Annotated in this window: 8 protein-coding genes; 4 read left to right on the top strand and 4 right to left on the bottom strand. The window is 62.2% G+C overall.

The genetic code is table 11. The features are described 5' to 3' along the window. The first annotated feature begins 216 nt into the window (after positions 1 to 216). Positions 217 to 3252 (top strand): DNA polymerase I, encoded by a 3036-nt coding sequence (polA, locus tag O3649_RS03870; RefSeq protein WP_371572856.1) that lies wholly within the window; start codon positions 217 to 219, stop codon positions 3250 to 3252. A 735-nt stretch (positions 3253 to 3987) separates the two neighbouring features. After that, positions 3988 to 5442, top strand: coding sequence for a 30S ribosomal protein S1 (gene rpsA, locus O3649_RS03865; protein ID WP_005506223.1), 1455 nt, complete (start codon positions 3988 to 3990; stop codon positions 5440 to 5442). A gap of 198 nt (positions 5443 to 5640) precedes the next feature. Here rpsA and coaE read toward each other — a convergent pair whose 3' ends face one another. Continuing rightward, positions 5641 to 6276 carry a dephospho-CoA kinase gene (gene coaE, locus O3649_RS03860; RefSeq protein WP_049354751.1) on the bottom strand — a complete coding sequence of 212 codons (636 nt, stop codon included), beginning with the start codon at positions 6274 to 6276 and terminating at the stop codon, positions 5641 to 5643. Between the two features lie 58 nt (positions 6277 to 6334). On the opposite strand from coaE, the gene O3649_RS03855 reads away from it, so the two are divergent. Further along, a complete protein-coding gene (locus O3649_RS03855; RefSeq protein WP_049354750.1) occupies positions 6335 to 7021 on the top strand; it encodes a YigZ family protein in 687 nt (228 codons plus the stop codon). A gap of 526 nt (positions 7022 to 7547) precedes the next feature. Next, positions 7548 to 8876 carry a 2-oxoglutarate dehydrogenase gene (locus tag O3649_RS03850; protein WP_371572853.1) on the top strand — a complete coding sequence of 443 codons (1329 nt, stop codon included), beginning with the start codon at positions 7548 to 7550 and terminating at the stop codon, positions 8874 to 8876. A 151-nt stretch (positions 8877 to 9027) separates the two neighbouring features. On the opposite strand, the gene O3649_RS03845 is transcribed toward O3649_RS03850, so the two are convergent. The 3 genes from O3649_RS03845 to O3649_RS03835 all read right to left on the bottom strand — a co-directional run bounded on the left by O3649_RS03845 (position 9028) and on the right by O3649_RS03835 (position 12417). Further along, the gene (locus O3649_RS03845) at positions 9028 to 10173 is read right to left on the bottom strand and encodes an ABC transporter substrate-binding protein (RefSeq protein WP_371572851.1); all 1146 of its coding nucleotides are present in this window, start codon (positions 10171 to 10173) and stop codon (positions 9028 to 9030) included. Between the two features lie 157 nt (positions 10174 to 10330). Further along, positions 10331 to 11275, bottom strand: a complete 945-nt coding sequence (locus tag O3649_RS03840; RefSeq protein ID WP_371572849.1) for an ABC transporter ATP-binding protein — start codon at positions 11273 to 11275, stop codon at positions 10331 to 10333. Continuing rightward, complete coding sequence (locus O3649_RS03835) at positions 11275 to 12417, bottom strand: iron ABC transporter permease (RefSeq protein ID WP_053088742.1); 1143 nt, start codon at positions 12415 to 12417, stop codon at positions 11275 to 11277. Before O3649_RS03835 ends, O3649_RS03840 begins: the two co-directional genes overlap by 1 nt. Positions 12418 to 12712: the final 295 nt, after the last annotated feature.

Genomic DNA, 12712 nt, shown 5'->3' with positions numbered 1-12712 from the left:
GCACATTTTTTGGGGGAAAACTCACCAAACGCACCCCACCGGCACCTACATATGAGGTAAAACTCTTTCCACACACCCCGTTATTCCGCTATATGGCACAGCACCGGCACCCAACACGGCGCGGGCGCCTCCCCACAGTCCTAACCGGCAGCCACCACAAAACCCGCAGCCACGAAGCCAACCACCAAGAAAACTCAGACTCGATACACTAGAGGAGTGACTACAGAGAACAAAACCCTCCTGCTCATTGACGGACACTCCCTCGCCCTACGCTCCTTCTTCGGCATCTACACCATGGCCGAAAAGACCGGACAGCACATCTTCGTGCGCAGCGACGGCCAGCACACCGAAGCCGTCCATGCCTTCCTCTCCACCCTGCTGAGCATCATCAAAGACAACCAGCCCAGCCACATCGCCGTAGCCTTTGACCTACCCGGCGGCACCTTCCGCACCGCCGAATACGGCGAATACAAGGGTGGTCGCAACGCCATCCCCGAAGCCTTCAACGGCCAGATTGACCTCATCAAAAAGATGCTCGGCGCGCTCAACATCCCCGCGCTCACCTACGAAAACTACGAAGCCGACGACATCGTCGCAACCCTCACCCGCCGCGGCACCGAAGCCGGCTACAAGGTCCTCATCCTCTCCGGCGACCGCGACATCTTCCAGCTCGTCACCGACGACGTCACCCTGCTCTACCCGGTCACCACCGGCCCCTCCAAGGGTATTCAGCGCATGGACCCCGCCGCCGTCGAAAAGAAAACCAAAGTACCCCCGCACATGTACCCCGACCTCGCCGCCCTCACCGGCGAACAGGCGGACAACCTGCCCGGCGTACCCGGCGTGGGCCCCGGCTTCGCCGCCAAATGGCTCGGCGAATACGGCTCCCTCGACGCCGTCATCGAAAACAGCGACAAGATCGGCGGCAAGAAGGGCGAAGCACTACGCGAAAACATCGACAACGTCGTACGCAACCGTCGCCTCAACCAGCTCGTCAACGACCTCGACCTGAACGTCACCCTCGAAGACACCGAATTCACCCCCGACCTGGATGCACTCAACACCTTCTTCGACGAGGTGGAGTTCCGCACCATCCGCAAGCGTGCCGCCGACACCCTCGGCCCCATCGTGCGCGCCGCTGGATCCGCAGGCTCTGCAAGCTCCGCCGCAGAAGCAGGGGAGGAGGGTGCCATCAAGAAGGCGCCCACCGGCCCCGTCTACGCACCCATTGCCACCAGCGCACCCACCAAAAACGCAGACGCAGCAGCATTCCGCGCCTTCTGTGCCGCCGCAGCCGAAGAAAACTACGGCACCGACGAACAGGGCGCGCCCATCGCCGTACCCGAACGCCTCGAAGGCGCTGTGACCCTCTACCCGGTCACCAACCTGCCCGTAGCGCGCCCCGCCATCGGCGACGCACCCGCCGTCAAGGTCACCAAAACCAAGATCCGCGCCGCCGAAGAAAACCCCGAACTGCTCGGCGTGCTCCTCACCAGCAAGAACACCAGCCTCTGGATCGACACCCGCACCATCGACCCGGAACTCGACGCCGCCCTCGCCGCCTGGCTCTCCGACGAAGCAGCCCGCAAAATCGTCATGGACCTCAAGGTTCAGCGCAAGCTCCTGCGCGCCTACGGCTACGAACTCGCCGGCGCCGTCGAAGACCCCGCGCTGTCCTCCTACATGTGCGGCTTCATCCCCACCGCAACCCGCAAACTCTTCTCCGAACGCATGGAAGACCTCGCCGAACGCTACCTCTGGATCCCCAAGGACCCCTACGTGCAGCTCGTCTTCCAGCCCGAAGAAGATGAGGCAGAACCCTCCCTCTTCAGCCTGCCCGGCGAAGCCGAACCCGTCGACAACCTGCGCTACTTCACCCAAATCAGCCGCATCATCCACGAACTCGCACGCCTGCTGCACTACGAAATGGAAGAACACGGCCAGCTGAAGGTCTACGAAGAAATCGAACTGCCGCTACTCTACGTCCTCGCAGACATGGAGCAGGCAGGCATCGCCGTCTCCGATGCGCTCCTTGCCGAACTGCACGACACCTTCTCCGCACGCGCTGCTCAGGCGCAGGACGCCGCACGCACCATCGTCGGCGACACCGTCCAAACCGACGACGGCGACACCGTCCAAACCGACGACGGCGAAGAACCCCTCAACCTCGCCTCCGTCAAACAGCTGCAGACCGTGCTCTTCGACAAGCTCGCCCTGCCGCACACCCGCAAAATCAAGTCCGGCTATTCCACCGACGCCGAATCCGTCACCGAACTGCTCACCAAAATCTCCCCGGAGTCCGACGGTGCCGCATTCCTCGGTGCGCTCGCCGCCTACCGCGACAACATCAAACTCGTACAGACCGTCGAAGGCCTGCAGAAAGCAGCCGCCGACGACGGACGCGTGCACACCACCTTCCAGCAGGGTGCCGCCTCCACCGGCCGCCTCTCCTCGACCGCGCCGAACCTGCAGAACATCCCGATCCGCACCGAAGAAGGCCGCCGCATCCGTGGCGCCTTCATTGTCGCACCCGCACCCGTCGACGGTGTGGAGTACGAGGGCCTGCTCACCGCCGACTACTCGCAGATCGAAATGCGCATCATGGTGCACCTCGCCGCCGACGAGAAGCTCATCGCAGCCTACGAAGCGGGGGAGGACCTGCACCGTTACGTCGGTTCCGAAGTCTTCGGCGTCGCCCCCGAAGAAGTCACCCCCGAGCAGCGCTCCAAGGTCAAGGCGATGTCCTACGGCCTGGCATACGGCCTGTCCCGATTCGGCCTCGCCAAGCAGCTGAACATCAGCTCCGACGAAGCAGGCGAACTGCGCACCAACTACTTCAAGCGCTTCGGACGCGTGGGACGATTCCTGCGCGGCGTACTCAAACAGGCACACCAGGACGGCTACACCGAAACCATTTTCGGCCGCCGCCGCGTGCTGCCCGACCTGGACTCGCCCAACCGTGTACGCCGTGAAGCCGCCGAACGCGCCGCCCTCAACGCCCCGATTCAGGGCACCGCCGCGGACATCATCAAGATCGCCATGATCAACATTCACCGCCGCCTGCGCGAAGAGGGTCTGAAGACCCGCATGCTGCTGCAGGTGCACGACGAAATCATCCTCGAAGTCGCCACCGGTGAGCGTGAAGCCGCCGAACGCGTACTCGTCGAGGAGATGAGCGGTGCCGCCTCTCTGCGTGTTCCTCTGGATGTGCAGGTCGGCTGGGGCAAGTCCTGGCAGGAGGCGGGCCACTAGGCGCGTTTCTTCGGTTTGGCTCCGCTTGAAAAGGTGGCGCTCATCCTGGGTACCGCTTGGAAAGGTGTGTATCGTCCTCGTTCCTACAGGGGCACCCGCCCTCGCTTCGCTTCGGGCACCCTGATGTCACTTCGGACGATACCGCCTTTCCGCGCTGGGGTGCTGTGCGGGCGCGGCCGCGTTTTCCGGATGCGCCCTCAGGGTGTCAGCCCGGACGCTCTCCGTAGCGAAGCAAGGAGGGGCGGAGCGTCCGGGTGACGGGTGCCCCTGCGTAGGCGCGGAGGAAATATGCGGCGCCCCGCCCTTCCCAGGTTGAGAGGAACGAGGACGAGCACCGTCCCGCGAGTCGTCTCCGTCCTACCTGCAAAATAGGGGAGCAAAACCGGGCGCGTAACCATTGACGACACGCCCGGGATTCCCGTACACTATTAATCGCGTGTACCAACGTACGGGTTTTCTATGCTCTTTTTCTCCTTAAGTTCTCCTTAAGAAAACGGGGAGAAAACGGGCACAGACCGCTCGTGCACCCTGCTGAGAGCATCTGCTTCCGGTGGGCGGTACACATTGTAAGTATCCGTCAGCTCGACGTTTCCTCACCTCGTTCAAAGGCGTTAGCGGTCCTATGCCGTGCGCGCCGGGGTGAAAAAGTGAGCCGGCCGGCGCCTCCACCCGGGGGTGTTGAGCGGTGAACCGGCAGCGTCGACCTATTAGAAATCCAATTGGAGCCCTCACTACATGAGCACCAACATCCCTCAGGTCGCAATCAACGACATCGGCGACGAGCAGGCATTCCTCGAGGCAGTCGAGAAGACCATTAAGGTCTTCAACGACGGCGATCTCGTCTCCGGCCAGGTTGTTAAGATCGACCACGATGAGGTTCTGCTCGACATCGGTTACAAGACCGAAGGCGTCATCCCCTCCCGCGAGCTGTCCATCAAGCACGACATCGACCCCTCTGAGGTTGTCGAGCTCGGCTCCGAGGTTGAGGCACTCGTCCTCACCAAGGAGGACAAGGAAGGTCGCCTGATCCTCTCCAAGAAGCGCGCACAGTACGAGCGTGCATGGGGCGACATCGAGAAGGTCAAGGAAAACGACGGCGTCGTTACCGGTACCGTTATCGAGGTTGTCAAGGGTGGCCTTATCCTCGACATCGGTCTGCGTGGCTTCCTGCCCGCATCCCTCGTCGAGATGCGCCGCGTCCGCGACCTCGCACCTTACATCGGTCAGCAGATCGAAGCTAAGATCATCGAGCTGGACAAGAACCGCAACAACGTTGTTCTGTCCCGCCGTGCATACCTGGAAGAGACTCAGTCCGCTGTTCGCTCCTCCTTCCTCAACGAGCTGGAGAAGGGTCAGGTCCGCGAGGGCGTTGTCTCCTCCATCGTCAACTTCGGTGCATTCGTGGACCTGGGTGGCGTGGACGGTCTGGTTCACGTTTCCGAGCTGTCCTGGAAGCACATCGACCACCCGTCCGAGGTTGTCGAGGTTGGCCAGCCCGTTACCGTCGAGGTTCTCGAGGTGGACCTGGACCGCGAGCGCGTGTCCCTGTCCCTCAAGGCAACCCAGGAAGATCCGTGGCAGGCATTTGCTCGCACCCACGCTCTGGGTCAGATTGTTCCCGGCAAGGTCACCAAGCTCGTTCCCTTCGGTGCATTCGTGCGCGTTGAGGACGGCATCGAGGGCCTCGTCCACATCTCCGAGCTGGCAACCCGCCACGTTGACCTGGCTGAGCAGGTCGTCTCCGTTGGTGAAGAGGTCTTCGTTAAGATCATCGACATCGACATGGACCGCCGCCGCATCTCCCTGTCCCTCAAGCAGGCAAACGAGGGCGTTGACCCCAACGCTACCGAGTTTGACCCCGCTCTGTACGGCATGGCTGCAGAGTACGACGAGGCTGGCAACTACAAGTACCCCGAGGGCTTCGACCCCGAGGCTAACGAGTGGCTGGAAGGCTTCGACGCACAGCGCGAGGCTTGGGAAGCACAGTACGCAGAAGCACAGGCTCGCTTCGAGGCTCACAAGGTTCAGGTTGCTAAGGCTCTCGAGGCTGACGCAGAGGCTGCAGCAGCAGCTCCCGCAGCAGCTGAGCCCGCACCGACCTCTTACTCCTCCGAGGAGCCCGCTTCCGCAGGTACCCTCGCATCGGATGAGGCACTGGCTGAGCTCCGCAAGAAGCTGACCGGCAACTAATCTGCCGCTCAGATGAGCACTCATCAGGCGTAATAGCCGATAGGTAACCCCCGCGTGGGGTGCCTAGATCAGAGGAACCCCCTCATCTCCCGTTTGGGAGGTGAGGGGGTTCTTTGCGTTATTGGGGGTTTGGGTCGGGGTGCGTGCCCGGTGTTGCTGTGCTCTGTATTGCTGTGCCCGGTGTTGTTGGGAAGGGTCTTAGGCGGCGATCATCTGCGCCCAGACGGCACGCACCTGCTCGGCGGTCTCCTCCAGCGAGCCGCCATTATCAATAATCCAGGTTGCGACCGCCTCACGCTGCTCGTCGGTAGCCTGCGCGGCGATGCGGGCGCGCGCATCCTCCTCGCTCATACCGCGCGAAGACACGAGGCGCTGCAGGCGAGTCGCCAGGGGAGTGCGCACCACGACCACGCCCTCAAAGGCGGACGGGTCGCCGGTCTCCACGAGTAGAGGAATATCCTCCAGTACCACGCCGCTAAAACCGGGTTCGGACTGCGCCTGCTCCACCAGTTGCGCGGCACGCTCACGAATAGCGGGGTGCACGATCGCGTTCAGACGCAGGCGCGCCTGCTCATCATTGAACACGATACGCGCCAGGGCGGGGCGGTTGAGGTGGCCGTCCTCATCGAGCAGATGCTCGCCGAACTCCGCGACCGTGCGGGTGAGCACCGCCTCACCGGGCTCCATGAGGGAGCGGGAGATAGCGTCCGCATCCACCAGGAATGCGCCCTGCTCAACGAAGAGGGAGGCGATGGTGCTCTTGCCGCTACCGATACCGCCGGTGAGGGCGTAACGGCGCAGGGCAGTAGAGGCGGGGGAAGAAGGCTGGGACATGGACGGTGCTCCTGACGGGCTGTGCCACAATAGATAGGTACTGATTAGAGGAGGACACATGCAGGAAGAAACTCGCGCCAACCGCTACCTTGTGCCGCGCGGCGATGAGCCCTATGAGAGCCTCCTCGAAATTAAGCGTAGCGAATTTATCGGTCACATCAAACGCGTGAGCACCGTTGAGGAGGCGCGCGCCTACATTGAGTCGGTGCGCAAGACCTACCACGACGCCCGCCACGTGTGTTCGGCGTTCATTATTGGTGCTGACCGCGATATTCAGCGTTCTTCCGATGATGGTGAGCCCGCCGGTACTGCCGGCGTGCCGATGATGCAGGCGCTGCTGGCGCGTCAGACCCGCGAGGACGGCACCACCGACCTGTCGGATGTGGTTGCGGTGGTCGTGCGCTATTTCGGCGGCATTAAGCTTGGCGCGGGCGGTTTGGTGCGTGCCTACACTGATTCGGTGGTGCAGACCCTGGATGGTGCGCTATTCGATTCGCGTGAGCGTCTGCGCGTGGGTCAGGTGCCCAGTTCGCATGCGGATGCTGGCCGCCTGGAGAACGAGATCCGTGCCGCCGGTCTGAACGTGCTGGGTACCGAGTACGGTGCGGAGGGTGCCATGATTTCCCTGGGTGTGTTTGACCGCCCGGAGGAGCTGGCGCGTGCCGAGGAGCTGGTGGTGAGCCTGAGTTCCGGTGCGGCGAGCGTGACCTGGGGGGATACGCAGTGGGTGGATTTGCCGGTCTAGGTTGCCGGCCCCTAGATTCCCGGTCTTAGATTTCTGGGCTAGATTTCCAGTCCTAGATTTCGGGGCTAAAGCTCCCGTGTAAAGCCCCCAAAACCCAAAAGATAGTCCAACCTTAGTTAATAGTTACTCTAACCCTAGTAATTGCCTGCTAAAGCTGATAGCCTAAAAAGCGTTGCGGAACGCACACGCCCCTCCACGGCACGGGCAACGGGTTCATTACCAGCGGTAACCCAGCCCGACGCCTCCACGAGGGAACGCGTGCGCCCGCACTGACGGGCAGGGCTCAACGCTGACATCTCAGCGCCGAGAACTGGGTACTATCTCAGCGCTGAGGTCCTGATGCTGACGTCTTGAAGCTATAGCTTAGTTGCTCAAGGAACGAGGCACAGCTGTATGCCGGTACTATACGATCCGGCAGACGGTCGAGTGTGTGCACGAACCATCTGCCGGTAGGCGCTGAGCCCCGCCCGTCACCTTACGAAGAATCAGCTAACGAACGCTCTGAAGAGCTCAAGGTCGTGAAAACGTGACGCAGTCGGGAACCTACTATCAACAAGTAGACGAACAAGCAGGCAAAAACTCATCAGAGCAGTCCGCGGGCAGCCGCGGCGGCACCGCAACCCTCAACCGCCAGGGAGCGCGCCTCCCCAAGATGGGCACTGTCGAGCAGCTTGAACCCGCCACCGTCGCCCAGCTACTCAACGCCTACCGCCAGCAGAACCTCGGCACCCTGCTGGGCGTGCTCACGCAGCGTCCGGCAGAGTTTGCCCGTCAGCTCGGCAGGCTCTGCCGCGTCTTCCCCGAACATGTGCACGCTATCGCCCAGGCGTTCGGTGCCGTGGGCCGTGCCCTGCCCATTGATGAGCTGGTGCGCCTGCACAACCGCTACTCGAACGCCGCCCGCGGAGTTGGCGAACACCTCAGTCTGGATAACTCCGGTGTGGCGCACCTGGTTCAGAGCCCAGCACTGAGCCGTGAAGGTGCGGGTCACCTGCTCATGGCGGTTGAGCTCTGCCTCGCCGGCAGGATGCGCGGGCTCACCATCGCCATGCCCTCCACCGAGGCGTTCACCCCGGCTGATCAGGCGCCGAGCCTCGGGTCCTGCAACCCCGCCCTGGACGGTGCCCTCAACGCTTTCGAACCGGCAGGCTGGGAGCCGTTCTCCCTGGACGGCAGTGAAGTGCTGCTCGCGACCGGTGTGCGTGATGTGCCCGACGGCTATGAGCTGTCCCTCTGGCTGCTCGATGATGATTACCAGTGCCGCGCCCGCATTGAGCGCGGCGCCCCGCAGGTGTGCGTGGCAAGCTTCTACGATGAAGAAGTCATCACCCGCACCGTGGAAGAAACCGGGGCGGGTGAAGCCGGTCTGGTCGAAAACTACCGCGTGGAGGAGTACGCGGAACTGGACTTCCTCAACGCCATGGACCGGCAGGTACGCTACGTGGCGGTCACCGCCGCGGTGGGGGAGCCGCTGCTGTCTGTGCTGAACGAGAAGAGCGCGGTGCCGAATAGTATTCCCGACCCTGCCGCTTTTGCGAACGGTGCGGGTGCCTCCCGGTTCGCGGGGAGTGCCCGCCCGGATATTCGCACCGCCGCCGTGGTCGGTAAGGGTCTGCGCACTATCAATCACCGAGGCATGCTTCCGGTGTTGGGCGTGCCGAACCGCACCGTGTGCGCGGTGATTGACCTGTATAAGCAGCGCATTTGCGTGCCGGGTGTGGGTATTCCGCGTGGGCTGAGCGTGGAGGATGAAGAGCGCACCATGCAGCTGATTTTGAGTGCCCTGAACGGGTACCTTCCGCTGACGAACCGGGCGCTGATGAGCCTCGCCGGAGCCACCGTGGAGGTGCGCTAACGCTGCGGTCAACTAGCGCTGCCGTCAACTAGCACTGCGGCACCCCACGGCTACAAACCAATAAAATACCGCCCGGAATCGTGCTGTGAGCACGGTTCCGGGCGGTACGTGTTTAACGAACTAGCCGGTCGCCAGGTGAGCTGCCATCACGTTAGTTAGTTGCGGGACCCTGACCATTGATGATGCGCTGCGCCTCATCCTCGGTCAGCTGGTAGCCGTAGAAGGTCGAGTAGAACTCGCGGGTCTCCTTCACCAGGTCAACGTCGGAGAACTTCTCGGGGTGGAACAGCTTCGCCGCCCACAGAATCTGCAGAGCCTGCTCAGCGGAGTAGCGGTCCCAGTTGAAGGTGCCGACCGGGTTCTTAATAATTTTGCCGTTCTTCACCGCCGGAACGTCAGCCCACGCGGCGTCCGCCTTGATCGCGTCCACGCCCTTCTGCGCATCTGCGCCGCCAATGATGATGTACTCCGGTTGCGAGGCAATGATCTGCTCCATAGAAATGTTCTTCAGGTTCTCCACACCGTCCAGGGAGTTCTTCGCACCCGAAAGCTTCATCCACTCGCCAATCAGGGAGTTCGAGCCGTCCACCTTCGTCAGGTCAGAACCGCCCGCAATGTGCAGCACCTTCGGGGACTCGGTGACACCCTGCAGGCGCTCCTTGATGAGGTTCTCGTTCTTCTCCAGGTACGCCAGGTACTTCTCAGCGCGCTCAATCGCCTCATCGGTGCCAATCACCTCGGCGGTCAGCTCAACGGTGCGCTTCAGGTCCGCGAAGTTCTGGAATTCAACGTGCACCGCCGGGATACCCGCCTCAGCTGCCTTCGCAATCTGCTCCTTCGAGGAGGCGAGTAGCACCTCCGGCTTATCGGCAAGCAGCTGCTCCATGTTTACGTCGGTGCCCTTCACCGGCGCGTCAACCTTCTCAATACCGGGGTAGACCTGCTTGAACCACGCCAGAGACTTCACGTTAGTCGTGGTGGACACCAGCTTCTCAGCGCCGCCGAGCAGCAGAACCACCTGGTTATTTGCGTGCCACAGGTCAGCGATGCGCTCCGGGTTGGTGGGGACGGTGACCTCCTTGCCGTCAATGTCCTTAATGACCTTGGTGCCGTCACCGTTATCCTTCACGAAGAAGCTGGTGTGCTTCTTCGCGGAATTGCTCGAAGCCGAGACTGAGGTCGAGCTCGAAGTCGAACCCGAGGAGGAGGCGGTGTTCGCGGCACCGCAACCGGTCAGCGTAGCCAACAGCAGGGAAGTGGTCAGGGCAACGCCGGTGTGGAACTTCGTAATTTTCATGGTGTGTCTTTCTGTGTCGACAGGGTGGGTGAATAACCCGGAGGCGGTTCGGGGAGGAGGCGCTCTAGGGATGCGCCACCACAGCGGATGCGGCACCTCTACCGCATCTTCTGTGTCTGGTTCAAACCGCCACCGGAAAACTAAAAGCTGCGGAGCCTCAGCTATCGAGGCTCGTCATGTGTACGCTGGAACGGCCCAGCTCGGGGGAGTAGGTCACCGTCAGGCCGGTATTGAAGGTGCGTGAGAGAACCTCGCTCGTGAGCACCTTGGAGGCGCGGCCCGTCAAAAGCTGAGCCGGCGCATCTGCAGGTACCTGCGGCGTTGCGTTTGGCACGGTATCGGGCATATCGTGTGCGCTAAGCAGAGCGACGGTCGCATCCAGCATGAGGGCGTGATCCGGGTTGTGGGTCGTGAAGATGACCCCGTACCCGGCGTCGCGCAGCTGCCGAATCTTCCGCAGAACCTTCGCCTGATTCGCCACATCAAGGGCGCTCGTCGGCTCGTCCAAAACGATGAGTGGGGCGTCTTGCACCAGGGTTCGGGCGATACCCACCTGCTGACGCTGACCGCCGGACAGCTGATCCAGCGGGGAATGCGCCAGGTCGAGCAGACCCAGTTCCTCCATCATTTCCTGCACCTTGTCGCGGTCCTGACGCGAGGGGGAGGAGAACAGGCCGATATAGGGTGCGCGACCCATCAGCAGGTACTCGGTGACCGTGTAGGAGATGCCGCGACCCTCCATCTGCGGAAGGTAGGCGATGCGGCGGGCACGCTCAGTCGCGGTCAAAGAATCCAGCGGCTCACCGCCCAGGTGGACGGTGCCCTCGGTGAGCGAGTGCAAACCAATCAGGGAGTTCAACAGGGTGGACTTGCCCACACCGTTGCGACCCAGAATGGCGAGGACCTCACCGCGTCGCACCTGCAGGTTCACGTTGCGGAAAATCCAGCGGCTGGAGCGGTGCCCGGAACGGTGCAGACCGGTACGGCGGCGATTGATGCGCCCGCCCCGGTGGCCGTAACGGAAGCCCGCATCGTCCAGGTGTAGCAGAACCTCTGCGCTCGCATCCGTGCGCTGCTGAGTATTGGGAATGGAAGGCGACATTACTTCACCCGAACCTTTCCAAGCAGCAGCAGCGCCACGTACAGGGGCGTGCCAATGAAGCCGGTCAGTACGCTCAGAGGAACCTCCGCACTGGTGAGGCTACGTGCCAGGGTATCGACGAACATCATGAACGAAGCACCCATCAGAATGGACAGCGGCATGAGCTTGGTCGTGTCACTACCGACCAGCAGGCGGCACAGGTGCGGAATGACCAGGCCAACCCAAGAAATCGGGCCGCCAATACACACGCTGGTCGCGGTGACCAGGGTTGCCAGCAGAATGGTGATACCGCGGGTGCGGGTCAGGTTAATGCCGAGGGTGCGTGCTTCATCGTCACCGAGCGAGAGGATATTGATGCGCCAACGCATCGCCAGGAGCAGCAGGATGCAGGGCACCGCCACCAGCGCAAACTGTGTGAGTGCTTCCGCGCGTACGTCCTGCAGGGAGCCCATCTGCCAGAACACGATTTGCGCCAGCTGAGTTTCAGGGTTCGCAATGAACTTCAACGCACCCAGCGCGGCGGTGCCAAAGCCACCCACAATCACGCCGGAGAGCACCAGCATGAGCGTGGACTGATTCTTGAGCAGGCGCGGAATGCTCACGGTCAGTAGTACCGCCATGAGACCGCCGGCGAGGGCGGAACCCTGAATGGCGATGCTCGTGCCCACACCCAGCAGAATGGCGGAGGCGGCACCCACCGACGCACCCTGCGAAACACCCAGCAGGTACGGGGAGACCAGCGGGTTACGGAAGACCGCCTGAAAGGTGGCACCCGCAATGGCGAGGGCGGCTCCGATGAGCCCGGCGGCGAGTAGGCGCGGAATGCGCACGGTCAGCAGCATGTTTTCGGCGGGCTTGTAGACCTTCAGGTCCATGCCGAACCAGTTCTTGCCGAGGATACGGAAGAGCTCGTCCAGTTCGACCGGGTACCTGCCGGTGATGAGTGAGAGATAGGTGACGCCCAGCAGAATGGCGAGGGCGATGAGCAGAATCAGCGGGTACGAGGACGCGAAGAGGGTGCTACGATGCTCGGTTTTGGTAGCTAAGGTGGCAACCGGCGCGCCGGTGGGGTTCGCCTCCGGGTTCGCTTCTGTGGATTCGTTCGGGGTTGCCTGTGAAGCTGTCTCCGTGGTCGTGCTCATGGAGTCCTTCCGTGCGCTCTTGTGGTCCCGTTCTGTCTGCGTGTGTGCTCTAAACATATGTGAGCCACATCAAAGAGGCAAAGGGGGTGAGTGCAGAGCGCCCGTCATAAGTCTTTATGTGTTGCCGCTTATCTTCTGCGGTGCGGCACCCGTAAGTGGCGGCGGCTGTGGGGGAGGGCGGCCACCCCTAAGAGCGCTGTTCCTAAGAGCACCGTCATCGTGCGGGAGAATGCTCCCGCTCGCCTCCTGCCCGGTAGCGCAGATGAACCAGTCGAATACCCCTTATCTTTTGCGT

This window comes from Rothia sp. 27098_8_29, from assembly GCF_041432785.1.
Classification (GTDB): domain Bacteria; phylum Actinomycetota; class Actinomycetes; order Actinomycetales; family Micrococcaceae; genus Rothia; species Rothia mucilaginosa.
The sequence above is the reverse complement of the archived record's forward strand: the minus strand, read 5'-3'. Positions and strand labels throughout refer to the sequence as shown.